Source organism: Methanobacteriaceae archaeon (genome assembly GCA_030656015.1).
GTDB lineage: Archaea > Methanobacteriota > Methanobacteria > Methanobacteriales > Methanobacteriaceae > UBA349.
This window is the reverse complement of the sequence record JAUSNX010000004.1, coordinates 558,302-583,103: the sequence shown is the minus strand read 5'-3', so window position 1 is coordinate 583,103 and position 24,802 is coordinate 558,302. Positions and strand designations below refer to the sequence as shown.

At 32.1% G+C, this 24,802-nt stretch carries 28 protein-coding genes; 16 read left to right on the top strand and 12 right to left on the bottom strand.

Translation table 11 applies throughout. The features are described from left to right. Positions 1-50 precede the first annotated feature (50 nt). Positions 51-545, top strand: coding sequence for a fumarate hydratase C-terminal domain-containing protein (locus tag Q7I96_06035; GenBank protein MDO9627167.1), 495 nt, complete (start codon positions 51-53; stop codon positions 543-545). 27 nt (positions 546-572) lie between these two features. On the opposite strand, the gene upp is transcribed toward Q7I96_06035, so the two are convergent. Beyond that, positions 573-1,208 (bottom strand): uracil phosphoribosyltransferase, encoded by a 636-nt coding sequence (gene upp / locus Q7I96_06030; protein ID MDO9627166.1) that lies wholly within the window; start codon positions 1,206-1,208, stop codon positions 573-575. Positions 1,209-1,423: 215 nt separating this feature from the next. Between upp and Q7I96_06025 the strand changes: the two genes are divergently transcribed. Beyond that, a complete protein-coding gene (locus tag Q7I96_06025) occupies positions 1,424-2,467 on the top strand; it encodes a PQQ-dependent sugar dehydrogenase (GenBank protein MDO9627165.1) in 1,044 nt (347 codons plus the stop codon). Between the two features lie 85 nt (positions 2,468-2,552). On the opposite strand, the gene Q7I96_06020 is transcribed toward Q7I96_06025, so the two are convergent. From Q7I96_06020 to cobZ, 3 genes are all read right to left on the bottom strand, one after another. Further along, positions 2,553-3,092 carry a tRNA (cytidine(56)-2'-O)-methyltransferase gene (locus Q7I96_06020; GenBank protein MDO9627164.1) on the bottom strand — a complete coding sequence of 180 codons (540 nt, stop codon included), beginning with the start codon at positions 3,090-3,092 and terminating at the stop codon, positions 2,553-2,555. Between the two features lie 177 nt (positions 3,093-3,269). Beyond that, positions 3,270-4,088, bottom strand: coding sequence for an adenosylcobinamide-GDP ribazoletransferase (gene cobS / locus Q7I96_06015; GenBank protein ID MDO9627163.1), 819 nt, complete (start codon positions 4,086-4,088; stop codon positions 3,270-3,272). A 125-nt stretch (positions 4,089-4,213) separates the two neighbouring features. Beyond that, positions 4,214-5,341, bottom strand: a complete 1,128-nt coding sequence (gene cobZ, locus Q7I96_06010) for an alpha-ribazole phosphatase CobZ (GenBank protein ID MDO9627162.1) — start codon at positions 5,339-5,341, stop codon at positions 4,214-4,216. A 54-nt stretch (positions 5,342-5,395) separates the two neighbouring features. Here cobZ and Q7I96_06005 point away from each other — a divergent pair, with 54 nt between their 5' ends. The 4 genes from Q7I96_06005 (at position 5,396) to Q7I96_05990 (ending at position 8,668) form a co-directional block, all read left to right on the top strand. Continuing rightward, entirely contained in the window at positions 5,396-5,728 is a 333-nt protein-coding gene (locus tag Q7I96_06005) for an MJ1244 family protein (protein ID MDO9627161.1), read from the top strand. A 212-nt stretch (positions 5,729-5,940) separates the two neighbouring features. After that, complete coding sequence (larC, locus tag Q7I96_06000; protein MDO9627160.1) at positions 5,941-7,149, top strand: nickel pincer cofactor biosynthesis protein LarC; 1,209 nt, start codon at positions 5,941-5,943, stop codon at positions 7,147-7,149. A gap of 124 nt (positions 7,150-7,273) precedes the next feature. After that, on the top strand, positions 7,274-7,963 hold the full coding sequence (gene queC, locus Q7I96_05995) for a 7-cyano-7-deazaguanine synthase QueC (protein ID MDO9627159.1): 690 nt from the start codon (positions 7,274-7,276) through the stop codon (positions 7,961-7,963). Positions 7,964-8,143: 180 nt separating this feature from the next. Next, a complete protein-coding gene (locus Q7I96_05990) occupies positions 8,144-8,668 on the top strand; it encodes a hypothetical protein (GenBank protein ID MDO9627158.1) in 525 nt (174 codons plus the stop codon). A 107-nt stretch (positions 8,669-8,775) separates the two neighbouring features. Here the strand turns inward: Q7I96_05990 and Q7I96_05985 are convergent, their stop codons facing one another. Both Q7I96_05985 and oadA read right to left on the bottom strand, forming a co-directional pair. Continuing rightward, on the bottom strand, positions 8,776-9,111 hold the full coding sequence (locus tag Q7I96_05985; protein ID MDO9627157.1) for a hypothetical protein: 336 nt from the start codon (positions 9,109-9,111) through the stop codon (positions 8,776-8,778). A 295-nt stretch (positions 9,112-9,406) separates the two neighbouring features. Continuing rightward, a complete protein-coding gene (oadA, locus tag Q7I96_05980) occupies positions 9,407-11,128 on the bottom strand; it encodes a sodium-extruding oxaloacetate decarboxylase subunit alpha (protein MDO9627156.1) in 1,722 nt (573 codons plus the stop codon). Positions 11,129-11,973: 845 nt separating this feature from the next. On the opposite strand from oadA, the gene Q7I96_05975 reads away from it, so the two are divergent. Beyond that, complete coding sequence (locus Q7I96_05975) at positions 11,974-12,165, top strand: 4Fe-4S dicluster domain-containing protein (GenBank protein ID MDO9627155.1); 192 nt, start codon at positions 11,974-11,976, stop codon at positions 12,163-12,165. Between the two features lie 292 nt (positions 12,166-12,457). Here the strand turns inward: Q7I96_05975 and Q7I96_05970 are convergent, their stop codons facing one another. The 5 genes from Q7I96_05970 to Q7I96_05950 all read right to left on the bottom strand — a co-directional run bounded on the left by Q7I96_05970 (position 12,458) and on the right by Q7I96_05950 (position 16,994). Continuing rightward, positions 12,458-13,552 (bottom strand): inositol-3-phosphate synthase, encoded by a 1,095-nt coding sequence (locus Q7I96_05970; GenBank protein ID MDO9627154.1) that lies wholly within the window; start codon positions 13,550-13,552, stop codon positions 12,458-12,460. Positions 13,553-14,016: 464 nt separating this feature from the next. After that, entirely contained in the window at positions 14,017-14,430 is a 414-nt protein-coding gene (locus Q7I96_05965) for a small multi-drug export protein (GenBank protein ID MDO9627153.1), read from the bottom strand. 191 nt (positions 14,431-14,621) lie between these two features. Then, on the bottom strand, positions 14,622-15,569 hold the full coding sequence (locus Q7I96_05960; protein MDO9627152.1) for a hypothetical protein: 948 nt from the start codon (positions 15,567-15,569) through the stop codon (positions 14,622-14,624). Between the two features lie 113 nt (positions 15,570-15,682). Next, entirely contained in the window at positions 15,683-16,255 is a 573-nt protein-coding gene (locus tag Q7I96_05955) for a thymidylate kinase (protein ID MDO9627151.1), read from the bottom strand. A gap of 85 nt (positions 16,256-16,340) precedes the next feature. Further along, complete coding sequence (locus Q7I96_05950) at positions 16,341-16,994, bottom strand: SEC59/DGK1/VTE5 family protein (GenBank protein ID MDO9627150.1); 654 nt, start codon at positions 16,992-16,994, stop codon at positions 16,341-16,343. A gap of 273 nt (positions 16,995-17,267) precedes the next feature. Between Q7I96_05950 and Q7I96_05945 the strand changes: the two genes are divergently transcribed. Beyond that, entirely contained in the window at positions 17,268-18,092 is an 825-nt protein-coding gene (locus Q7I96_05945) for a UbiA family prenyltransferase (GenBank protein ID MDO9627149.1), read from the top strand. A gap of 142 nt (positions 18,093-18,234) precedes the next feature. On the opposite strand, the gene Q7I96_05940 is transcribed toward Q7I96_05945, so the two are convergent. Beyond that, on the bottom strand, positions 18,235-18,978 hold the full coding sequence (locus Q7I96_05940) for an alpha/beta hydrolase (protein MDO9627148.1): 744 nt from the start codon (positions 18,976-18,978) through the stop codon (positions 18,235-18,237). Between the two features lie 395 nt (positions 18,979-19,373). Here Q7I96_05940 and Q7I96_05935 point away from each other — a divergent pair, with 395 nt between their 5' ends. The 8 genes from Q7I96_05935 to Q7I96_05900 all read left to right on the top strand — a co-directional run bounded on the left by Q7I96_05935 (position 19,374) and on the right by Q7I96_05900 (position 24,797). Further along, positions 19,374-19,880, top strand: a complete 507-nt coding sequence (locus Q7I96_05935) for a DUF308 domain-containing protein (protein ID MDO9627147.1) — start codon at positions 19,374-19,376, stop codon at positions 19,878-19,880. A 141-nt stretch (positions 19,881-20,021) separates the two neighbouring features. Then, the gene (locus tag Q7I96_05930) at positions 20,022-20,846 is read left to right on the top strand and encodes an ion channel (protein MDO9627146.1); all 825 of its coding nucleotides are present in this window, start codon (positions 20,022-20,024) and stop codon (positions 20,844-20,846) included. Between the two features lie 143 nt (positions 20,847-20,989). Then, the gene (locus Q7I96_05925; GenBank protein MDO9627145.1) at positions 20,990-21,448 is read left to right on the top strand and encodes a hypothetical protein; all 459 of its coding nucleotides are present in this window, start codon (positions 20,990-20,992) and stop codon (positions 21,446-21,448) included. Positions 21,449-21,651: 203 nt separating this feature from the next. Next, positions 21,652-22,134, top strand: coding sequence for a DUF308 domain-containing protein (locus Q7I96_05920; GenBank protein MDO9627144.1), 483 nt, complete (start codon positions 21,652-21,654; stop codon positions 22,132-22,134). A gap of 223 nt (positions 22,135-22,357) precedes the next feature. Next, positions 22,358-22,921 (top strand): PadR family transcriptional regulator, encoded by a 564-nt coding sequence (locus Q7I96_05915; protein ID MDO9627143.1) that lies wholly within the window; start codon positions 22,358-22,360, stop codon positions 22,919-22,921. Between the two features lies 1 nt (position 22,922). Continuing rightward, on the top strand, positions 22,923-23,555 hold the full coding sequence (locus tag Q7I96_05910; protein MDO9627142.1) for a GyrI-like domain-containing protein: 633 nt from the start codon (positions 22,923-22,925) through the stop codon (positions 23,553-23,555). Between the two features lie 4 nt (positions 23,556-23,559). Beyond that, positions 23,560-23,958, top strand: coding sequence for a hypothetical protein (locus Q7I96_05905; protein ID MDO9627141.1), 399 nt, complete (start codon positions 23,560-23,562; stop codon positions 23,956-23,958). Next, positions 23,958-24,797, top strand: coding sequence for an amidohydrolase family protein (locus Q7I96_05900; protein ID MDO9627140.1), 840 nt, complete (start codon positions 23,958-23,960; stop codon positions 24,795-24,797). The genes Q7I96_05905 and Q7I96_05900 overlap by 1 nt, the downstream gene beginning before the upstream one ends. The last annotated feature ends 5 nt before the right edge of the window (positions 24,798-24,802 follow it).

The following is a 24,802-nucleotide window of genomic DNA, read 5'->3' as shown; positions in this document are numbered from 1 at the left end:
TTCTATAACTATTTTAGGTAAAATAATTTTATAGCTCATGAGGTTTTAAAATGAAAAAAATTACTATTCCCACCACTAAAGAAATAATTGACGATTTGGAAGTTGGTGATCAGATTCTTTTAAGTGGAAAAATGCTTACTGGAAGAGATGCTGCTTTACCAAGACTGGTTAAATCAATTGAAAATGGTGAAAACTCAATTGATATTCAAGGAGCGGCCCTGATGCATAGTGCAGTTAGTGATGCGGGAATCGCACCCACCACCAGTAACAAAGAAGAAATCGAGGGAAACATGCCCTATATGGCCAAAGCAGGCCTTTTAATCCATATAGGTAAAGGAAATCTAAGTGAGGATACTGCAAAATCTTTAGGTGATGCCGGAGCTATATTTGTGGTAACACCACCGGTAGCAGCACTTTTAACCAGCAAAGTAAAATCAAAAAAAGTTGCGGCCTTTGAAGAAGAAGGAATGGAGGCCATATTTGAATTGGAAGTTGAAGAAATTCCAGGAATTGTAGCTGTGGCCCATGGACAGTCTATTTATTGATAATATGCTTATGGATAATATCCAAAACTATTTGGATGGCTTGCCAAAGGCAATATCTCCAGCATCTCCCAGGCCAGGCACAATATATCCATCATCATTCAATTCTTTTTCCACAGAACAGGTATAAATTTCCAGTTCTGGATTATTTTCCATTATTTTTTCTAATCCTGGTTCAGAGCTTATTACAGTAAATAGAGCCAGTCTTTGGGGATTTCCAAACCTTTCCAGTTTTTTAAGTATTAATTCCATAGTATTTCCAGTGGCCAGCATGGGATCTGCTACAATCACGATTTTATCATTTAAATCTGGTATTTTGAGGTAATCCATGCATACTTCAAAGGGAGGTTCGTCACGTCTCCAGGCCCCAATCACTCCATACTGTGCTTCTGGAAAAACCCGCAATATGCCATTGGTTAGGGGTAAAGAAGCTCTTAATATGGTGATAATAACGATATCTTTTCTTGATTTTATTTCTATTCCCTTAGCCTGGCCTAATGGTGTTTCCACGCTGATATTTTCTTTTTCTAATGTATTAGCAAATTCATAGGCCATTAATCTACCAATTTCAATAATCCCTTTCCTGAAATGGGCCGAATTAATTCCTTTTTTTCTTATTTTGGTTAATTTTTCCTGAACTAATAGATGGTCAATTATTTTTAACATTTAATCACCAGATATGAGTTAAATTAATTGCTATTAAATTCTCCTTAATCAATTCACGATTTATTATTTTATTCAATATAGAAAATTATATGAAATAACTAAACTAAATAATATTACTAAGATTTGGCCTTTTTATTTAAAATAAATTCAATTGCTTATTTTAATTTTAGTATATTATCTAAAAATATAAATTCGGGGAAAAAAGGGGTTTTAAATTGAATAAAAAATTAATCATTGGGATTATAATTATTTTAATAGCTTTTATTTTAATCATGTTTGTCACATGGCCTCAAACAGCCAATCAAAAAGGATTTCAATCAGAAGTAGTTTTGGAAAATCTTAATACTCCTTGGGCCATTGATTTTCTGCCTAATGGAACAATGATATTCACCGAACGGAATGGAAAAATCAGTACTTGGGATGGTAAATCACTTATTGTAGTGGGTAATATCTCGGTTAAGGCTGAAGGAGAATCAGGACTCTTAGGGTTGGCAGTAGATCCAGAATTTTCTAAAAACAAATATGTCTATGTTTATTATACCGATAATGACTCTAATAGTATTTCTCGATTCAATTTAAATCAAAAACTGGAAAATGAAACGGTTTTGTTAGATAACATCCCCAGTGCATCAACTCACGATGCAGGCCGACTTAAATTCGGGCCAGACGGTAAATTATATGCAACTACTGGCGATGCCTCTCAAAGAGATCTGGCCCAGGATGTAAATTCTCTGGCTGGTAAAATACTTCGTTTAAATAAAAACGGTTCTGTGCCAACTGATAATCCATTTAAAAATTATGTATGGTCCTATGGCCATAGGAATCCTCAGGGAATAACCTGGAGTGACAATGGAACCATGTATTCATCCGAACATGGGCAGACCATGAATGATGAGATTAATATCATTGTAAAAGGGGGAAATTATGGTTGGCCATTAGAAGAAGGAGATAATTTAACGGGCAAATATAAAAATCCACTTATCTTCTACACAAACTTTACTTTAGCCCCGTCTGGAATTACCTTTTTCCAGGGAAATTTGTATGTGGCCGGCCTTAGAGGTAATCAACTAAGACAGATTTTTCTGGATGATAGTGGACAGAAAATGCTTAGTGAAGCAGAATTATTTAATAATTTGGGCCGTATAAGGGATGTGGTGGCGCATGATGGTTATTTGTATATCAGTACCAGTAATTATGATGGCCGGGGTGTTCCCAAGGTGGGTGATGATAAGATAATTAGAATAAAGGTTAATGGTTGATTAAAAAACATAAAAAATTAAAAAATAAGGATAAAAATAAAGATTAGGATATTATCTGATTAAATATTAAATTAATATTAAAAATTTAATCAAACTCTTCATGAGTTATAATCTGTTTTCCTTCAGCACAAGGGACTACTTCCAGTTTCCCCCCTTTAAAGTCCAGATCAAACTCCTTTCCATCCATTAGCATGTGCATGAATACGCCCAGTGAGGAAACTTCAGAATGGGGCTGATTGGTGACCGAAACATTCCAATCTGCGGCCTTATAAACTGGGGTAGGGACTCTAGACCCGCCCACAACTATAAGTTTATCTTTTTCACTTTTTTGAATCTCAGGAACTGCTGCCTGGACCGGTGTACCGTACATGGTGAGATGTATAACTTCTCCACCATTTTTCTGCCATTCTTCAATTAAATTGTCCCAGTTCTTTTGATAGGAGACCTTAAAAGATCCACCCCATCTTTCTCGAACGTCTTCCACATTTTCCATGAGTTTTTTGTCTCTTTCTCCACTTAAAATCACTTCACTGGCCCCAAAGGCCCTAGCTGTAAGGCAAACGTGGGTGGTGATTCTAGCATCTCTTCTTCGGCGATGATCTAATCTTAAAACACTGATATTCATGTTAAACAAGTCCCTTAATAAATAATTTAAATTATAATTAAAATTAAAAGTAATTGATTTAATTATTCTCTTTTATTAAATTTAAATTCATTATATTTCTATTTATTCCATTAATATTTTTAATAAAAATAATTTAATTCTTAAAATAGATTAAAACTAATTATAATTCTAATTTAATTAAATCCAGATAAAAGCCATTATCATAGCTAAAATAGCTGTCATTCGAGCTACTTCATTGGAAGCTCCCAAAACGTCTCCAGTAGCATATTTCATATTGATTTTGACATATAATGCAGTAATAAGCCCACCGGCGATTCCTCCCAGAATACCAATTAGGCCCATCCAATTAAGGGCCAGAAGGCCAATAATGGATGTGATTAAAGTGATTAAACTAAAATGTGGTAAATTTATGGCTTCTATGAAATGACGCCCAGTTCCATTACCAATAGGGGTGGATACAAGGCAACAACTTATCAATCCCATTTTGGCAGATATTTCTGATATAAACAATACTAAAAATATGTTAAGGATGGGTAAAGATGCAATAGCGGCCACTGTGGTAACAGCTACCATAAAGAATAGTGCAATACCACCAGTTCCAATTCTTAAATCGCGCATAATTTCTATTTTACGTTCCGGAGTGCCATGGGCCATTAGGGCATCGCCTAAATCCATTAAACCATCTAGATGATGAAATCCGGTGAACCATATGGCAAAGCTATAGACCACAGCAGCTGTAACTATGGGTGAAAACATGAAGACATTGGATAATAGTAATCCCACGACACCCACTAATGCTCCAATAAAGCCTCCAATAAAAGGCCAGATCCAAGTATATCTTGCCATTTCCGCAATGCTTGTGTGGATATTTATGGGCAGTATGGTGGAAAAGGATATTAGTCCAGGAATTCCCCTATACCATACATGTTCTTTTTGCCGATTAAGACTTTTATGATAACTACTGCTTCTAAGTGGTTTTTCTTTTCTCTGTAACATCTGAAAATCTCCGGCCCAAGTTTGCATCCCAATTTGAAATCTTTTTTAAAATTTATAATAAAAATTATAATTTATATAATTAATAAATTAACTAAATAATTCTATATTTTATTTATTTGTATCTATTATTCTTCAAATATCTTGGACATACAACCCGCAATTAAACCAGCAATTATGTCATCTACCATGGGCCCTAATGTGCTTATTATGCCTGGTTTTTCTTCATCATAGCGTTTAAAATTAAATGTAGCTTTGGTTCCTGCAATTTGGTTGGAGATTGCTATTCCCAGAACTTCATCGGTGTATAAATAAGCTGGATCATCATCCACATTTACTTCACGAACACGATGGTTTTGAAAGGTCTCTTCCACTCGAAATGCGGCCATTAAAAGGGCAATTACATTTAAATCCTCTAAAGATTTTAATATCTGTTTTTTTAATTTATCTTTTAAGGCATGATCAACTTCTACTCCCACACAAAGTTCCATACCAGATTCTACCATATCATCAATGTTTATTCCTTGTTCATAGATATAATCTAAAATTCCCAATGAAAATCCAGATTGATCAAGGGCCTCGGTGCAAGATTCAGCTACAAAGGAGTTTATTGAATTTGAAAGCTCGTTTATGTTCTCATTAATATTTGCCGTAACATTTTGAGCAGTATTTGCATCAGAATTATCTGAAAAGGCAGTACAAGCAACTATGATGGAATTATCCTTGCTTAATTTATTTCTCAAATTCAAAGGTATTCCTAAATTTTCCAAAACAAAATTTTTTGCTTCCAGAGCAGTTTTAAAGCATAATAAAAGATTTTCAGAGGATAATGCTTGATTTATAATTAATATAATATCTAATTGGGGCATATGCTGTGGATAATTTTCTAATTTTTCTAAATTATCACTTAATTTTTCTTTTTTGAATTTTTCAAGGCCAATAATCGTGGTTAAATCTTTAGAATTTTTAATATAGAAATTTTGATTTGAGATATTGTTTACTATTCCTGCAGAAGGCCCAGAAAATGTCAGGGGTGGAGTATGGTTGTTAGATTTATTTAAAATCTCATCATCAGTTATTTTACACCCATTTTCGGTAAAAAGAGATGTGCAAAATATATTCTCCACATTTTTGAATCCAGAACCTACATCACAAAGACTAATACTGTCAAAACCCTTTTTTCGACTGATTAAAACAAAATCTGAAGTTTGATGAACTGTTGAATCTGATATGTTTATTTTATTGGCCTTTTCCATTAAATCACCATTATTATATAATGTGGGCAACATATTTAATAAAAAGGTGGTATAATGAAAGTTCATCTTCGGGTTTTTGTAGAAGTGGAGAACCTGGGAAAGATAATGAATATATTATCAGAAAAAGGGGTAACGGGCTTTTATATAGTGGAATATAAGGGAATATCTCCTCAGGAATGGCAGGGCTTTGCTATTAAGGAAGATCCTAAATCAGCTATATCTGTTATTAGGGACTCGGCCAGAGATGCTATTTTAGTGTGTTCTGTATTAGACGAGGAGCGAGTGGATGCTATAATTGAGGAAATTAGCGAAACCATGGAAAACGAAAGATACACTATTGTGGAAGTTCCTATCCGTAGAATAATTGTTAATTCTCCAAAACAGTGAAATCAAGGTTTTCTATTAATTTTTTTAATTTTAAATTTTTCCTAAATATTTTTAATATTTCTAGAATATCTAATTCTTAGAATATTTTTAGTTTTATTTTTTAGATAATCAGTATTTTTATTCAAAATTTTACCAATGATTTATTAAATTCTTAATATAGATATTCAATTAGATTTTTGATTATTATAATTATTTAAAACTGGTGGAGAACCATGGTCGTTATAATTGATCCGCAAACAGCAGGAATTTCAGGAAATATGGTGGTAGGAGCTTTAATTGATTTAGGAGCTCACCCGGAAAAAGTAAAAGAGGTAATGGAATATTCAGCGTCTTTTTTTGGAGGGGCAGATGTTAATGTTTCGTCTGTAGATAAATCTGGTATTCAGGCCACTTATGTGAATGTAACATGCGATGAAACTCATTCTATTAAATACATGGATTTTTTAGAAAAACTGGAAGAAATAAATCATGAATTCATTGATGAGAGAATGATGGCCTTTTCTCGTGCGGTTTTTCAGAGAATTGCTGAATCTGAATCTCAAATACATGGATTACCATTATCTAAAATACATTTTCATGAAGTGGGTGCTGCTGATGCGGTTGCAGATGTAATTGGTTCTGCATTTGCTTATTTTGATTTGAATTTTGATAAGGAAGTTATTTATGGCCTTCCTACTGCTCTTGGTGGAGGAACTAAGGAAACAGCCCACGGAAGAATTCCCATACCTTCTCCATCTGCATTAGATATTTTAAGAGGAGCTGCCAGCTTTGGAGGCCCAGAGAACAAGGAACTAACCACACCTACAGGGGCTGCTCTTTTAATGACCATGGTTCAAGACTTCCAGGAATTTTATCCACCTTTCATGCATCAGAGTACAGGATATGGTGCAGGGGGAATGGATCTAGATTTTCCAAATGTTCTTAGGGTTAGTAGAGGTTTAAGTCCAGTTAAACAAGATAAAATAGTTTTGCTGGAGACAAATATTGATCATCTAAGTGGGGAAGTCATGGGCCACATTTTTAAGCGCTTAATGAAAGATGGTGCATTGGATGTAGTTTTGATACCGATAATCATGAAGAAAAATAGGCCGGGACAGCTTTTAAGAGTAATATGTAAGTTAAAAGATTCTGAAAATGTCTTGGGGGCCATATTCAGGGAAACAGGTACTCTGGGCATTAGAACTTTTCCACAGGTTCATCGAAGTATTCTTGATAGAAAGATAGTTCCTTTAGAAGTGGATATTAAAGGAAAAAGAAAAATTCGATTTAAATTAGGAATGATGGGATCTCAAATAATAAATTCTCGTGTAGAATATGAGGATGCTCGCGGGGTTTCCGAAGAAACTGGAATTCCACTTAAAGATGTAATGGAAAAGGCAAATAAAGCTTTTAAACAATATTTAAATAGCCCTGATGAATAAAAAGAGTTTAATAAGTTATTAGTAGCTATTTACTATAATTTATTTTTAACTCTAATTTAATATTAAAATTAAATCATGTTTAAATTAAATTTTAATTAAAATTTTAGATACACGGGGAATAATAATGCCACAGAAACAGAAAAAAGCAATTTCAGTCCTTTCTGGAGGATTGGATTCAACTGTAGCCACTTCTGCTTTAAAAGAAGAATATGAAATTCATGCTTTAACCTTTGATTACGGCCAACGCAGTGCTAAGATGGAAATTGAGTCATCTAAACAAATTTGCCAAAAATTAGGTATTAAACACACGGTTATGGATTTATCCTGGCTGGGTAAATTGGGGAAATCGGCCCTAACAGATCATGAAAATGAAGTTCCTCAGTTAGAAAGTGATAAACTGGATGATAAAGAAATCTGCGACGAAACAGCCCGGAAAGTATGGGTTCCTGGTAGAAATGTGGTATTTACGGCCATTGCCACGGCATTTGCTGAGGCCGAGGATGCAGAAATAATTATTGTGGGCTGGGATTTGGAAGAAGCAGTTACTTTTCCAGACAACTCTCGAGAATTTTTAGAGGCCTTTAATAAAACTCTTGAAATTGGGACCTTGGAAGGAGTTCAGATTGAGGCCCCAGTTATTGATTTAAATAAGAATGAGATTGTTGAAATGGGTGAAACTGTAGACGCACCTATGGAAATGAGTTATTCTTGTTATATGGGTGAAGAACAACATTGTGGACTTTGTGAATCTTGTATGAGGCGCAAAAGGGCCTTTGAAATGGCTGGTGTGGTAGATAAAACTAATTATAAATGATTTTTTAATTTAAACCTATTTTTATTACTTTTTCATTTATTTATCTGTAGGATTTTTGAAATTAATTATTAATACGAAGAATTAGATCAAAATATTCTTAATTTATTAATAATGAATCTTAATTAAGTATATTAAAAACATGATATTTTTGTTAAGATTTTAATTATTATGGGGTAAAGAATGGAAAAATATGATTCAGTTATAATTGTGATAGCTATAATAATTGGGGCACTTATTGTTGGCGGGGCCGTGTTATTAGGTTCTTTCTTGATTTCTCAAGGTGTAACAATTTTTACGGATGATAATGAGACAGTACTTCCAACTGCAGCTAATGATTCTTACTTAAAACCAATTAATGGATCAGAACTGAAAGATTACGATGCCTCTTGTGTTCAATTGGAAAATAGTGTTATTCCCACTGGCTGGGATACAAGTAGTTTAGTGGCTAAGAATGTAAAATGTACGGGAAAAATAGTCAGCATTTTATCAAATTCTTCTAACTCTTCGGATATAATAATTCAAGTACCTGAGATTACCAAATATCCTTTTATTGTGGTAACTTATGGAGATAGTGCTCCATTTAACTCAGGAAATACTATTAATATATTTGGTGAATATGGCGACCTTGCTTCCATACCAGACCCTAACTCCGGCGAATACAAAATGGTTCCCATGATTCAGGCGGTTTATTTGCAAAAAAGTTGATATATTTAATTATCTATAATTTTTTAGATATTCTAAACATTTTTACTTAAACAATTTAAAAATAAAATTTTAGTATGATTATAGTTAACCACACTTAATCTAGTATTCTATAAACCCGGCCTCATTTCATTATAATAGAATTTACTGGCATTTCCTGAGTATTTAATATAATCGGTTATTTTACCGTAATAATAACTCATCAAGCCATCAGGATTTTTTGATTTACTTTGCATTACCTGAATAACCACTAATTTTTTATTGCTGACTTTTTTAATAGTAATAGTTGTAGTGCCTATTATCTTCTTTTTTTCATAAGATTTCATTTTCATGATTATATAATTAGGACTGTACTGATAGGTTTTCCAAGTAGTTGCTGTGCTTGATTCAGAATCATAAGATGATCCATGATCAATAACTTTAACTGCAGCTACTGGACTGGCCATTTGCAGGCAGCATACGAAAAGTGAGAGTATTAATAGTGCAATGATAGTTCCTTTTTTAATTATTGTATTGCCTCCTTATTATTGATTTTTAAATCTTTAATAATAAAGTGTTATTTTATTATTTAAATATTATTAATCGACTTTCAAAAGATAGAACAATTAATTTTTCACAAATAATAAAAATAAATTAAATTATTTTTTGATTTATAATTTAAAAAAATAAATTTAGAATAAAAAAGGAATTATAAAAATCAATTATTATTCATATAATAAAAAAGGATAAATAAATGATTATTTACTTAATAACCATCAATGTATCGCCAGTATTCACGGTTTCCCCTTCGGCAGTGAATATTTCCTCAACGGTTCCAGAATGAGCGGCCTGGATATCATTTTCCATTTTCATGGCTTCAATAACGGCCACCACATCTCCTTCCTTAACTTTGTCACCAGGGGCAACTTTTAATTTTAGAACCATTCCCTGCATGGTGGAGCTAACTCCTCCTTCTACAGGTCCGGATGGGGGTTTAATGTTTCCAGTTTCTTCGATGCTGATGTATCCTGTAGGGACAACTTTTACTTCGAATTGGTCTCCATCGACTTCTACATTGTATTCAGTAGGAATAGCTGAAATATCACATGAACCATTACTTTCTGAAGGAGGAAGTAAAATTTCTGCTTCAGCCTCTCCTTTTAAGAATTTAGGGGCCACGGCAGGGTAAAGAGCAAAAGTCAGGATGTCTTCTTCTTTGTGAATAATTCCCATTTCTTTTCCTTCTTTTTCATATCGAGCGTATTGGGGTTCTAGAATGTCTGCTGGCCTACAATCAATAGGTTTTTCATCACCAATAATCTGTTTGGAGATTTCAGGATCTACTGGTGCCGGTGGTCTTCCATAGTATCCTTTAAAGTAATCTTTAACTTCGTTGGAAACCATTTTGTATCTTTCGTCACCTAAAACATTCATTACTGCTTGAATACCAACAATCTGGCTGGTAGGAGTAACTAATGGAGGATATCCCATGTCTTTCCTTACTTTAGGCATTTCTTTTAATACATCCTCGTATCTATCCAGAGAATCCTGAGCTTTAAGTTGAGAAACCAGGTTAGAAAGCATTCCTCCAGGAATCTGGTAAATTAGAACATCCGTATCGATTTGTTCTGCAATTGGATCCAAAATACTACTGTATTTTTTCCTAATTCCTTCAAAGTACTTTTTAATACTATTTAATGCTTTTAAATCAAGGTCAGTATCATACGGGGTGTCCTTAAGGGCTGCTACCATGCTTTCAGTTGGTGGCTGTGATGTTCCCCATGCAAGTGGAGAAATTGCAGTGTCTAAAATATCAACTCCTGCCTGACAGGCAGCATAATAACTCATTGGAGTCATACCACTGGTACAATGGCAGTGCAGATTTACTTTTAAATCTGTTTCTTCTTTTAAGGTTTTAACCAGTTCGTAAGTGTCATGTGGAGAAATTAACCCAGCCATATCTTTTATAGCAACGGAATCACATTCTAGAGCTTCTAATTCTTTTGCAAATTCCACGTATTTTTCCATGGTGTGATAGGGACTGATAGTGTAACTTATTACTCCCTGAACATGAGCACCTTGAGCTTTAGCAACTTTCATGGCATATTCCATGTTTCGAATATCATTTAATGCATCAAAAATCCGGAAAACATCTATTCCATTTTCATAAGATTTTTCCACGAATTTTTTAACAATATCGTCGGGATAATGTTTGTAACCAACTAAATTCTGTCCTCTAAGGAGCATCTGTAGGGGAGTCTTAGTTACAAGTTCTTTTAGGTTTCTTAGCCGGTCCCATGGATCTTCATTTAAATATCTAATGCAAGTATCGAATGTTGCACCACCCCATGCTTCCAATGAGAAGTACCCAATTTTATCCATTTCTTCAGCAATAGGGAGCATATCTTCGGTTCTCATCCGGGTTGCCAGGAGAGACTGATGTGCATCTCGGAATGCAGTCTCTATAATTTTTATTCCTTTCATTGTGACCCTCACAAACATTAAATCATAATATATAAATTTTTATATTGTCTATATTTAATAGTCAAAACTAGCATATATACTTCTCAATTAGTATTCTTTTAATGTTAATTACTCTTATTTTTTCAGAGTAACTACCAAAATGTTTATATATATTACTTTACTATGCATATATGTCAAAAGGAAATATGATTCCTTCTTCCTAATAAACCTATAACAAAATTTAAGCCCAATATATCATTTAAAATAGATAAACTGCCATTTATCCTTCTTTGAGGGATATGTGGTCATTTAATATTATTAATGAAAAATGAATTATGGTTTTTATTCAATAATATTGTTGGAGGCGGTTTAAACCATGAATCATAAATTTCATTTAATCTCAAATGGGAGTTCATTCACACATGAATTTGGGCTTAAATTGAGATTATATGAGTTATTTTGGCCTATTTGGTTTCATAGAACTAATTTATCATTAAATTATCTATATTTGGATTAATATTCATATCTGTACATATATTCTATTATTGGACATAATATCCTTAAAACATTCACATCCGGATAATTTGGGAACTGCTACAAAAAATCACTCTAAATAATATTGACTTTATTTGTTCATACGCTGTACGAGCATCTCTCCCCCAAATTATCCATTTTTTATCACTAATTTAATCATCATTATTATATAATTAGTATTAAAATTTTTCATAAATATAATTTTAAGGAATATAGTTATATGCTTAAAATTTCAATTACTCTTATTGTTATAAATCATGACAATATAAGTGAATTTAATTGTCATTAACAAAAAATTTACAAAATAACTAAAACTAAAAAAGGTAGATATTATGCCAAAAGTAATTATAGATGATGGAAACTGCGATGGAGCAGAGTGTGGAGAATGCGTCGATGTTTGCCCTATGGAAATCCTAATCATTGATGGGGAAAAAATAAAGATCCAAAACGTGGAAGAATGCAATGAATGCGAAGTCTGCGTAGATGTTTGTCCTAATGCTTGTATCGAAGTAAAAGAAGACTAATTTTTTATTTTTTTACTAAATTTTATTTTTCATTTTTTAGATTTAATATTAAAATAAGATTTAACTATTTTTAATTAAATTGAAGCTATTTTTTAATCTAATTTTTAAAACAGGATGATGAAAGTGTTTAAACTATATTTAAACAATATTTAAACATTAATTCATTAATTCATTTTTTTAATGTATTTAATATCAAATTGATTCAATAAATTCAAAAATAGAAATAAACTAATAAAATAAAAAAGAGAATATTGGATTTGAATTTTAATTTAAATAGACATTAAAGTATTAATTACCTTTCTAATTTTCCTTCAATAAATTCATCCACCTTTTCTGCAGCTTTATCATCAGTAAACTGTTCTGGAGGATGCTTCATAGTATATGATGATATGGAGATTAGAGGTCCTCCAATTCCACGTTCTAATCCTAATTTACAGCATCGGATGGCATCAATTACACATCCTGCAGAGTTAGGAGAATCTTCTACACTTAGACGTAGCTCAATGTTCATGGGAATATCTCCAAAGGTCTTACCTTCCATTCTTAAAAAACAAATTTTATTGTCTTCTTGCCATGGTACGTAATCACTGGGCCCAATGTGTATGTTGTGGGGATCCATTCTTTCACTTAAAACAGATTGTACTGCTTCAGTTTTTGATTCCTTTTTAGAATCTAAACGATCCCTGTTGAGCATATTAAGAAAATCAGTGTTCCCACCAGTGTTAATTTGATAAGTACGGTCTAATTTGACTCCTCTATCTTTAAATAAATTGGCCAGAGTCCTGTGAGTTATGGTAGCTCCTATTTGGGCCTTAATATCGTCACCAACAATTGGTATTCCTTTTTCCTCAAATTTAGCAGCCCATTCCGGGTTACTGGCAATGAAAACTGGCATATTATTGATGAAGGCTACTCCAGCATCTAATGCACACTGTGCATAAAATTTAGTGGCTTCTTCAGAACCTACGGGTAGATAATTCAAGAGTATTTCAGCCCCACTTTCTTTTAAGACTTTAACCACATCCGATGGATCTGCATCAGCTTTTATAAATGTGTAATTATCTTCGTATTCTTTCATGTGGGCAGCAACACCATCCAGGGCATGGCCCATGGATACTTTAACTCCACTGCCTGGTATTTTATCACAGAATACTTTTGTACAGTTGGGCTTAGCAAATATGGCCTTGCTAACGTCTTCTCCAACTTTTCGCTTGTCAACATCAAAAGCTGCTACTACTTCTATGTCTTTTGGTTGGTAGCCACCAATTTCCCAGTGCATGAGTCCAATGGCGTCTTCACTCTTTTTGTCCTTGTAATAATGTATCCCTTGGATGAGGGAACTTGCACAATTACCCACACCGATTATTGCTATTTTTATTTTATCCAATTGTAACACCTTTTAAACTAATTTAAAAAAATGTGATTAGTAAGCACAAAATAATATTCTTCTGGTCACTCTTATCAATATACTATATTGAGTTTAGGGAATATATAATCTTAATATATAATAAATCTGTTCTTATTTAGTTTTAGGGAATATTATAATCTTTTAAATTTATGAAATTTATTAAATGAACATTAATTATTTTTTATAATTAATTTTATTAGACTAATTTTAATATTCCTTATAACTTTTTACATACAGTTTCTTTTTAATTTAGCCATTTTACTATTAAATCTTTTGCTTAAACTAATATCCTTAAAAATATTGTCTGAAATATTTTTTGAGGTTAAATGTTAACTTTTATTATTCTATCTTTATTAGCTGAATAATATTGACCATAAAAATCAATAAAATAATAAATAAATATAAATGAAGATTAATTTTATTTTTACAGCATTATTTGATTATTAAAATGTTGAAGCTATATTAATTCCCTGTAAAACTAAAATTACAAGGATAATTGTCCACATTATTATTCCCACACTCATCCACAAAAGAAGACGCTTTCGGGGTGCTCCCAAAGCAACTCCAATGGCCACACCAAGGGGGGCCCCAAATAATAATGGTGAAAGGAGGCCCAGGCCTATTATTCCGTATTTATTCCATATTTTTCTTAATAATCTTTCCCTACTACTTTCTGGTTTATCCACACTTTTTAAAATCCGGTTTCTAATATTTTCTCCAATCACAATGACTATAACTGCTGCAGTGATGGCCCCTAATGAACTAGCAATGCCAATTATAATTGGATTAAGGCTTAAAACAAAGCCTGCAGGAACGGAGGCCCATAGCTCAACAATTCCTAATAAAAAAACGCCCAATATGGATAAAAAATATTCTATAGGACTTATATTGCTCCCTCCACTAATTTTATTTAAATTTAATCAATAATAATTATAATAGACTAGCTATTTACAAAATTAATAAATAATTGAAATAATTTATATAAATAGTTTATTACTGATATAAAAAAATAAAAAAAATATAATTTTATATCTATTTTAGCACGGGATTAACTTTGAATTAGCACTATTCTCAAAAATAAAAACACAATCCAGAATACTAGGAGTAAAGTGCTCAATTTGCTAGGTATTTTATCTGAGGACAATTTATTTAGTTTTGAATTAAGACCCCAATGCATTAATAATATCATTATCAGCAGAATTGTTTCGATTATTCCCAATATATTAAATGTGTTTTTATAGTATGTTAGAATCCACATTACTGCAGTAATAGCTACTCCAATTAACATTATTGGATTTATTGCACTATAAACTGTTTTTGCTACTTCTAAGGTGGTAATTGATTTGCGAGATCTTATAATGAGAACATAAAGTACTATGAATGTTCCCATGGCCAGAATTAATCCTAAAAATTGTAGGAATAACTCAGCTACAGGCACTTTGAATATATCTGCTTTAATCAAAGGTAATAAAAAGATAGTACTCATAGTTTCAGCCGGTGGAAAAGACTCTATATCTCCTATGGCCAATGAATATCTTCCCTGGTTATTACCATTAAAAACTTTAATAAAATAGGTTCCTGCGGGCACGGTCTGGTTGAATTCAGGGCCTTTAATATAATAATCTCCACCAAATTCTTCAAAATATGGGGTCCAAGTACTATTTTTAGCATCAAGCAGACCTATGGTTTTACCAGAAGAATCAGTTATTTGCACTGACATTAAATGGCTACTTGCTCCAGGAATATCTGGAACCAGGATATTAGTATACAATTGGAATTGTTTATTGCTCTGGATTTTATAATAAACTGGATTTCCATTTAACTGTCCGTAAAAAGCCTGTGATATTTCGGGATTTTTAACCACAATTGGATTGGCAATGGTGCTGTTGGCACTGTCCAGACGGGGCTGGTGAGCAAAGGCCATTGAAATCGACAAAAAAAGAACTATAATTAAAATTCCCATTATTCCCAATTTAGAATGTTTTGGAAATGTCATGTTTATTTATTTTGATTTTAATTAGCAATAAAATTTTGTTTTGATTTATTAGTTAATTTATAAATAATACGGTATTATATCAGTTTAAATCACAATTAATATCTAATTTATAATTACTTATTAATTTGGTCCAGATCGTCCAGTATGATATCTATTTGTTTTTGAACATTTTCAATAGTTCCACAACTATTGACTACATACCATCCTTTAGTAAATTTAAGAGCCTTAAAACGCACTTTCTTAAGATCCTCAAGGTTTTCAAACATTTCTGTTTCTTCCCTAGTAGATACACGTCTCAGGGACTCTTCAGGGGTTACATCTAGGAAAAACATGTAATGCGATGTTGGTAATATTGCTTCTAAGACAAAATAAAATACTTTGGCTAATTTTAAGGGTAAATATGTGACTCCCATTAAGTACCTTGAGAATATTAGTGTGTCAGATTTTCCATAGTATAATCTAAGTGATCTAATAACATCTGCAGCATAATAAAATGCAGCTTTGATTTTATTCTTTTTACCCTGACCTAAAAGCGCTTTTTTAGCTTTAAGGCCGTACTTATTGTCACTTTCTGGATGGGAACGGAAAACTACATTCTCACCTTTAGAAACATATTTTTCAACAATTAGGCGAGAGTGAGTATCTTTTCCAGCACCATCTAAACCATCTATGACTATGAACCGCATTTATACACCATATGTTATATTAATAAATATCAACATTATTTATTTTTTATTCGTTAAATCGCTTTTCAAATGGTTATATAAAATTTTATAGCATTCCCATTAGTATAAAAGTTGCCACAGCCCCAAAGCACGCAGTTAAATTGTCCAACCCTTTTGGTGTAATTCCTTCCAGTAAAGTGGCCACTAAAGAAACCATAATAATTGTCAAGCCATTAATTGGCTGCCCATAATAAATTAAAACTCCTAAAAGGGCAAAAATTAAGACAAGGAACATGGCCAGAGATCCTTCAATACTTTTGGTGTCCCCTAGAAGGTTGTATTTATGTTTACCAAATCTAGCTCCAATCAATGATGCTAAACCGTCCCCATAGGACATGGCAGCAATACCCACGGCAATGATCCATGGCTGGTCAAAGAAGAATAATGCCAGAATTGTCCAGGCAATGGCATAATAAACCAGACCTAATCCATGCCCGGAACTGGATACTTTATGATTAAGTTTAATAGGTGAATGCGGACTCATTAAAAATGTTAAAACTACAAATGGTGCTGCTGCCAGGAAAGCCATAGCTTTCATGGTGGCAAAAATTGGTAAAATAAATAAAACATTCCCTACCATAATATGAACGAACTTTCGGCTGAAGGTAGGGTATTTACTTAATAATTTTTCTGATACTAAAAGTAAAATAGCTACATAACCATAAACAAATATCAATCCTAATAAATCACTTTGTACCATGAATTTATAAAGTCGTTCAATATATAAGTGAATTTGGATTTGATTTTGATATAATATCACAATATTTAAAAGCTAATGGATAATGATAAGAAATTATTGAGAAATTATTGAGAAATTATTGAAGTTCCATGATGAACTAGAACTTAGAAATTGTGAAAATTCTAGATTAAATTTGATATTAAATAGACTATATGAATAAAGTTGTGAATAGAATATTATTGATTAAAATCATATTATCTCTCTCTAAATTATTATTAATTAACTGGTGTTTTAATGAATGCGTATTTAGAAATATTAAGGCCCTTCAATGCCATGATGGCGGTAATTACCATAGTTTTAATGGCAGTAATCAGTGGACAGTTTACTTTTAATGTATTCTTAGCAGGAATCGTAGTTTTTATATCTACTGGTGCGGGAAATGCAATTAATGACTATTTTGATCATAAAATCGATGCCATTAACCGGCCTGAGCGTCCCATACCTTCGGGCAGAATAAGTTTAAAAACTGCGGGAATTTATTCGCTTTTGCTTTTTGTAGTGGCTATAATAATTGGATTTATAATTGGTCTTCTTCCAGGAATAATTGTATTTTTCAGCGCTTTATTAATGGTTTATTATGCTTACAGTCTTAAAACAAAGTGTTTAATTGGAAATATAAGTATTTCATTTTTAACAGGTATGAGTTTTGTACTGGGTGGAGTAGTGGTTAATGAGCTACTTATTTCAATTTATCTTGGTTTTTTTGCCTTTTTAATGACCATGGCCCGGGAAATAGTTAAGGACATGGAAGATATGGAAGGGGATAAAATGGAAGGGGCCTCTACCTTGCCTATAGTTTACGGAAAAAAAGTTTCTTCAATAATAGCTGCATTTTTCATGATATTAGCTAGCTTGGCCAGTCCGGCGCTCTATTTTTTGGGAATATTCAATATTTTGTATCTTATAGTTCTATCAGTGGGCATTGTGATATTTTTAAGAGGTTCTGTGTTGATTTTAAAGGATCAATCCACACAAAATACTAAAAAGATTTCTAAACAGATTAAAATAGGCATGGCTGTAGTTTTCTTGGCCTTTTTGATAGGTTCTTCCATCTTTTAACTAATTTTAAAAATAAAATTTAAATATTTTTTAATTCTTTTTAAATTTCTTTTAGTAGAATTAATTTGGTATTATTTTATGAGCATATTTCTGGATATAAATGATTTAAGCTGTGCCGAAAAATTTATAGAAAAAAATTAATTTAAAGGTTGTTAATAAATTCAATTATGTAATTCACGGTTTGATTCTGCTGCTCTTCCCGGGTGATGGTACTGTTATTATCTCCAGCTTGGATTTCATAATTGCCAAAATTAAAGTGATTACCTCCAGTTAGGGTAATGAAAGTAGTATTGGCTGGAAATTTATTTTTATTATCCGAAATATCTTGCTCTTTGGTTAGTCCATCTAGGGAACCTCGTATGGATAATGCTTTAAAAGTGGCATTTGATGCATTTGCTGATGGATATGCAGCTAAATATATCACACCACTGATTTTATCCTGATTATTCACAGCATAATCTGATGCAAAAACACCTCCCAGGGAATGGCCTCCCATAATCCATTTTTTTATTTCTGGATGGCCTGCTATTACTGAATCTGCCTTATTTGCTCCAAAAAATGCTAAATTAAATGGCATTTTTACAATAATTGTTGTATAATTATTTTCAGCTAGTTTAGAAGCTAAAGTTGCATAAGCTTCGGCTTGAACTTTGCCCCCAGGATAAAATATTATTCCGGTAGTGCTTTTGTTCCCGGTGGGAGTGAATGTAATGGAATCAGCAGTATTCTCTACAGAATAGGCTGCTGTGGATTGAAGTGCGGATATCGCTGCATTATCTGCATGATAATAGTCAGAAACATAATATGTAAATCCTGCGACGGCTATTAAAATCAAAGCTAAAAAACATATTAAGATAAATTTCTTTTTTGAATTAAAATACTTCATTTCTGACCCTCTTTAATTAATTCTTATAAATAGTTGGTCTAAGATGGTTAAAATAATTATTCAAAATATGGATTATTTTTTACACAATTTTTTTAAAATAATATTTTTCTAATGAATTAAAAACAATAATTTAAAATTAAAGTTGATTAAACATCAATAAATGAAATTAAGGACAAAAATAGATATTAATGATTTTTTAACTCTCAAAAAATGAAATTAAGACTATTTGGAAGAAATATATTGATTAATTAGTTAATTATCTATTATATGGCTGGCTTGAGATAAATGCAACACATCTTCTAAGTTTAAATAGACAATTATTAATATTACCTTATTAAATATAATTTAATATAAAATTAGGGCTTGTTGGGATGAAAAATTATGGAGGCGACTTTATGGCTGAGAAAAATGTATTGTCTGGAATTTTAGCAATTATTTTAGGTTTATTAGTCATGGCATTTCCCATGTTCAGTGTATTTACACTTAGTGTCCTAACTGGATTTGGAATTATATTTATTGGAATATGGTTAATTTTTATGGGTATGGCCGCATGGAGTACCAATAAAGGAATCAGTATAGCTTCCTTATTACTGGGAATTATTGGCCTAATCGTAGGTATAGGACTATTTGGAAAAATACTCGCATTTAGTGTATTGGTCGGAATGGTAATTTACATAGGTGGATTTTTCTTAATAATCGCAGGCATAATTGCTCTTATATCTGGCCAAGGCTCTGCTGGCAGATGGGGCGGCCTTTCAGGTATCATTCTAGGTGTTCTATATTTGATAATTGGTATGTATGCTTTGAATCCATTATATCTAGCATTTTTAATCGGAATTTTCTTAATAATTAATGGAATATTCCAAATTTTGATGCCAGAACCAGAACCAGAATTAGAATAAAAATAAAATATTCACAAGCCCTATTTTTTTTAAAATTAATTTGAGGACATTAATTGTGAATTTGGGAATTAAATTTAAAAATTAACTTAATCATATGAATCAGATTTTATCTGTATCTCACTACCTAGTGATGTGTGAAAAATGGATCGACACTATAAAGTAATTTTTGAAGCATTATTGTCCTTTTTGATAATAATTGAAATATTATTCCTGGTTTTGCTGTCTATAGGATTCGCGGTAGGAATACAACCTGATTCAATATATTCTTTTGGTATATGGGATTTGATTATATGTATTATTATTTTGTTTGATTTTGTCTTTTTCAGAGTCATTGGAAGTAATGTGAATAAAAGTGAATTTATCCGTGAAAACTGGGTATATATTATTGCTTCTATTCCATTGTTTTTCATAAGTTTCAATATTTTCAATTTACTGGATTATAAAATAATTATTGGGTTAATCGGAATACTAAGGCTTTATGCTCTTTTGAAAGTTTTGAAAATTACTACAAGGAATGTCCTTAAATATCCCCAAAAAACTAAATTAGATTATGCCACATTTATCCTTTTATTAGTCCTCATAATAGGTTCTTTGCTATTTTTTTTAGTAGAAAGAGGAGTTAATCCGGAAGTTACTAGCTATGAGTCTGCTATCTGGTATTCTTTGGTTTCTATGACCACTACGGGATATGGGGATATTGTTCCAATTACACTTATTGGCCAAATTATAGGTGTAATAATGATATTTTCGGGTATGGGCTATGTAAGTTTAGTCACAGCTACTTTAGCTTTTTCTTTCATTGAAATATTCCGAAAAGCGAGTAATAAGGCATCTACTAAACTTGGAAAAACTGCAGAAAGGCTGGAGAGCAATTTGGATAGTCATGATAAAAAAATAGATGAAGTACTCAAAAAAATGGAACAATTAGAGAAAAAAATAGATGAACTGGAAAAATCAAATAAATAAAAAATTAACAATTTTTTAGTTAAATAAAATAAATTGGTTGTTATAATGATTTATAATCTTAAAAATGTCCTCTTCGACAATAATTCTTTTTATATTGATATTAACTATATTTCCGTAGGAATTTTAACCCATAATTCATTTTAATGCTTAGGATAAGAAAAATGAAAAAAAGAAAAGAATCTTATTCAAAAACTCAAAATATTGATAGTCGTATTATAAAGCGACTGAGAATCTACTTACTTGTGATGTTTATTCTGTTAGTAGTGATAGTATTTGAAGTATTAAATGGTAGATTTAGCATCTTATTTTCAATTAGTGGGATAATTATTGGCCTTCTAATCGGGATCATTGTAAGCCGCGTCTATAACCTTAGCTGGGATGAAGAAGCTAACAATGTCATTGGGAAGATTGATTGGATTGGTGCAGTAATTTTAGTGTGTTACTTGATTTTTATATTTACTAAAACACAGTTGCTGGGATATTGGGTCCAGGGAAATTCATTATTTGCTATGGTTCTTGGTATAACTGCAGGTACCATGTTGGGGCGGGTTATGAGTACAGAAAGAGGCATAAAAAAAGTTTTGAAAGTTTTAGAAATTTAGAAATAATTCAAATTATAATTATAATTATTATTATTATTATTATTATTATTATTTAATTTTCATTAGATGACTAAATACTGATTCTATCACTTTTTAACAGATGTTTCAAACCAAATCACAAAAATTATTAATTAAAGTATTATAATATTAATATATTGAGTTTTCAATAATTGAGTTTGTTAATAACTAAATGGAGTGAAAAAATGGAAAAAACAGGAAATGCGTTGGTTTTGATCATTTTAGGCCTTATTGTATTGGCCTTTCCATTATTAGGACTGATCCCTTATGCTTTAATCACTGGATTCATAGTCTTGATATTGGGTATTGGTCTATTAATGAGTGGAATAATGGAAATGGGTGAAAGTGCCGGATTGGGAATTCTTCAAATTATTTTGGGAATAATTGCTCTGGTTTTGGGTATTGGTTTCATATTTAATCCTGGACTATTTGGTTGGTTAGCTGGTTTCATAGTATGGATTGTAGGATTATTCCTGATTATTGCCGGTATTATGGGTGTAATTTCCAAAGCTGATGGGAGCAGATGGAATGGTGTCGTTGCCATAATCATAGGTATTTTATACGTTATTATAGGAAATCTGTTCAAAGATAACCCGGCCCTTTTAGGTGTTTTAATCGGCCTATGGCTATTAATCACGGGAATAATAATGCTTGTGATGAAAGAATAAATGAAATTTTCACCAAACTCGTTATTTTTCTTTTTTTAAATTGAAAACATTAATTCATTGTAAGATATTGGATGGAATTTATTATTTAATCTATTTTTTTAGTAATTACTATTTTAACAGCAGATTTTACAATTTAACATTTGTAGTGGAATATATTTTTTTGAATTCAAAAGATTAAGCTTATTAGAAACTTTTTTATATTATTCTATACCTAGAATATAATATGTCTAGAATATCGGATATTGAAGCCGCCATATTGGGACTACTTTATGAACATTATCACTATGCTTACCGTCTTGAACAGATTATAAAAAAGAGAGGAATGCGTAATTGGGCAGATATAGGATTTTCATCCATTTATTATGTTCTTAAACGGCTGGAAGAAAAGGAATTGGTCGAAAGTAAAATGAGAACTGCTGAAGGCAAACCATCAAGAAAGGTATATACTATAACCGAAGAAGGACAGCAGGCCATGCAGGAAAAAGTTCAGGAAATTTTATCTGAAAATAAAAAACAAATATACTCCTTTGATCTGGGAATGGCTAATATTGAGATTTTAGGGCCAAAAAAAGCTATAAATTGTCTAAATGATTATTTGAAATCAACAGAAGAACGCATTGAATTTCTTGAAGAATCAATAGTGATGCATGAAAGTATAACTTCTCCTTACAATGTAATTGCTCTTTTTACCCGCCCTTTGGCCCTTTTAAAAGCAGAAAAATCATGGGTAGAAAATTTCATTCAAAAAATTAAAGAGATTGATGGATTTAATAAAATGGAGTCATAAAATGCCTAAAATTGATCTTAAAAAAGAATTAAAAGATATTTATTCCGCTTCTAAAAGTAAAGCTACAATTGTAAAAGTTCCTAAATTAAACTATCTAATGATTGATGGAGAAGGAGATCCTAATAATTCAATTGAATATCAACAAGCGATGGAGGTCCTTTTCCCAGCTTCTTTCAAAGTAAAATTTATTTCTAAAAAAGATAAATCCCAGGATTATGTGGTAATGCCCTTAGAAGGCCTTTGGTGGGCGGATAATATGGAAGATTTCAATGTGGAAGATAAATCAGGCTGGAAATGGACAGCCATGATAATGCAACCTGATTTTATTACTAAATCCATGATTGAACAAGCTATTGAAGAAGTTGAGGAAAAGAAAAATCCGGTAGCACTTTCTAAGATGAGGTTTGAAACCTTGGAAGAAGGACCATCGGCCCAAATTATGTATATTGGTCCCTACTCTGAAGAAGGCCCCACAGTTGCAGCATTGCATGAATTTATTGAGAAAGAAGGATATGTATTTGATGGTAACATCCATGGCCAACAGCACCATGAGATCTATTTAAGTGATATGCGACTTATAAAACCAGAAAGACTTAGAACGATTATAAGACAACCCTTAAAAGAAAATAGGTGAAAAAATGAACAAAAATTTGAAAATAATATTATATGGGGGTTTGGTCTGGCTGATCCCTTTCGCGATTTCTTTTATTGTTTTCCCGCTAAAAACTTCAATGAGGCCTCTTTTTGAATCTATAATGCCTTTAGTTCTGTCTATGGTGGTGATAACTCTTGCTTATTATTATTTGAAGGATTTAGAATCTGATCTTGTTAAAGAAGGATTTTTGATAGGTATTTTGTGGTTTATTATCAACATTGCTATAGATCTTTTCATTTTCATGCCGGCCAGCCCTATGCAAATGAGCTTTTTGAATTATATGATGGATATTGGCCTTACTTATGTAATAATTCCAGTCATAACTCTGGGAATGGGCTTTATGGCCCATAATAAATCTGATAAAGTAGTTGAGGTTAAATAATGATTATAGATGCTCATGTACACCTCCATCCTACCAAAGAAGTTGGAAAAATGGTTGTGGAAATGATTAAAGAAGAACAGGGGGTAGATTATTACAGCTATGGCACACCTGATGATTATTTAAATGATATGAAAAATGCAGGTATTGATAAGGCAGTAATGGTCAGCTTTGCACATGATAACCAGCTTAAAAACAATAATTTTTGGACGGTAGCCATAACTCGATCTGGAAAAAACAGACCTGCTAAATATCCTATGTTCATCCCGTTTATATCAGTAAGTCCCACAATGAATGGCAGAACTCCGGTGGAAGAGCTTGAACACAAGTATAACTGGGGAATGAAAGGCCTAAAGATTCATCCAATAGCTCAAAATTTTTCTCCAGATGATGAACGAATGTGGCCGGTTTATGACTGGATGGTTAAACATGATTTGCCTATTACGGCCCATTCAGGAATGAATATTGATAATAAATCTGATCTCGGTGAACCAAATAGATGGATTAAAGTTTTAGAAAATTTTCCGGATTTAAAGCTCATTTTAGCACATTTAGGTAATGGGTTTTGGGATCAAACAGTAGAAATAGCAGATAAATATCCTAATGTAATGTTTGATACTGCAATTGCTATTTCTCACATTGATAGTCCCACTACACTGGACGATGAAGAATCAATTGACCTTATAAAGACCATTGGTTCCCACAGGATACTGTTTGGTTCAGATTATCCCTGGGTAAATCCTGGAAAAGATATAATGAAAATAAAAAGCCTTGAAATTAGTATGGATGATAAAAAGAAAATTTTAGGGGAAAATGCAGCTAGACTTTTTGATTTAAAGTAGGTGTT

Coding starts and splice junctions, on each gene's coding strand:
- Q7I96_05900 (MDO9627140.1), top strand. CDS start 23,958: ATGATTATAGATGCTCATGTACACCTCCATCCTACCAAAGAAGTTGGA.
- Q7I96_05935 (MDO9627147.1), top strand. CDS start 19,374: ATGGCTGAGAAAAATGTATTGTCTGGAATTTTAGCAATTATTTTAGGT.
- Q7I96_05925 (MDO9627145.1), top strand. CDS start 20,990: ATGCTTAGGATAAGAAAAATGAAAAAAAGAAAAGAATCTTATTCAAAA.
- Q7I96_05950 (MDO9627150.1), bottom strand. CDS start 16,994: ATGGTACAAAGTGATTTATTAGGATTGATATTTGTTTATGGTTATGTA.
- queC (MDO9627159.1), top strand. CDS start 7,274: ATGCCACAGAAACAGAAAAAAGCAATTTCAGTCCTTTCTGGAGGATTG.
- Q7I96_05910 (MDO9627142.1), top strand. CDS start 22,923: ATGCCTAAAATTGATCTTAAAAAAGAATTAAAAGATATTTATTCCGCT.
- upp (MDO9627166.1), bottom strand. CDS start 1,208: ATGTTAAAAATAATTGACCATCTATTAGTTCAGGAAAAATTAACCAAA.
- Q7I96_06005 (MDO9627161.1), top strand. CDS start 5,396: ATGAAAGTTCATCTTCGGGTTTTTGTAGAAGTGGAGAACCTGGGAAAG.
- Q7I96_05905 (MDO9627141.1), top strand. CDS start 23,560: ATGAACAAAAATTTGAAAATAATATTATATGGGGGTTTGGTCTGGCTG.
- Q7I96_05920 (MDO9627144.1), top strand. CDS start 21,652: ATGGAAAAAACAGGAAATGCGTTGGTTTTGATCATTTTAGGCCTTATT.
- Q7I96_05945 (MDO9627149.1), top strand. CDS start 17,268: ATGAATGCGTATTTAGAAATATTAAGGCCCTTCAATGCCATGATGGCG.
- Q7I96_05985 (MDO9627157.1), bottom strand. CDS start 9,111: ATGGCCAGTCCAGTAGCTGCAGTTAAAGTTATTGATCATGGATCATCT.
- Q7I96_05930 (MDO9627146.1), top strand. CDS start 20,022: ATGGATCGACACTATAAAGTAATTTTTGAAGCATTATTGTCCTTTTTG.
- Q7I96_06020 (MDO9627164.1), bottom strand. CDS start 3,092: ATGAATATCAGTGTTTTAAGATTAGATCATCGCCGAAGAAGAGATGCT.
- Q7I96_05915 (MDO9627143.1), top strand. CDS start 22,358: ATGTCTAGAATATCGGATATTGAAGCCGCCATATTGGGACTACTTTAT.
- larC (MDO9627160.1), top strand. CDS start 5,941: ATGGTCGTTATAATTGATCCGCAAACAGCAGGAATTTCAGGAAATATG.
- cobS (MDO9627163.1), bottom strand. CDS start 4,088: ATGTTACAGAGAAAAGAAAAACCACTTAGAAGCAGTAGTTATCATAAA.
- Q7I96_05955 (MDO9627151.1), bottom strand. CDS start 16,255: ATGCGGTTCATAGTCATAGATGGTTTAGATGGTGCTGGAAAAGATACT.
- cobZ (MDO9627162.1), bottom strand. CDS start 5,341: ATGGAAAAGGCCAATAAAATAAACATATCAGATTCAACAGTTCATCAA.
- Q7I96_05940 (MDO9627148.1), bottom strand. CDS start 18,978: ATGAAGTATTTTAATTCAAAAAAGAAATTTATCTTAATATGTTTTTTA.
- Q7I96_05960 (MDO9627152.1), bottom strand. CDS start 15,569: ATGACATTTCCAAAACATTCTAAATTGGGAATAATGGGAATTTTAATT.
- Q7I96_05990 (MDO9627158.1), top strand. CDS start 8,144: ATGGAAAAATATGATTCAGTTATAATTGTGATAGCTATAATAATTGGG.
- Q7I96_06035 (MDO9627167.1), top strand. CDS start 51: ATGAAAAAAATTACTATTCCCACCACTAAAGAAATAATTGACGATTTG.
- oadA (MDO9627156.1), bottom strand. CDS start 11,128: ATGAAAGGAATAAAAATTATAGAGACTGCATTCCGAGATGCACATCAG.
- Q7I96_05975 (MDO9627155.1), top strand. CDS start 11,974: ATGCCAAAAGTAATTATAGATGATGGAAACTGCGATGGAGCAGAGTGT.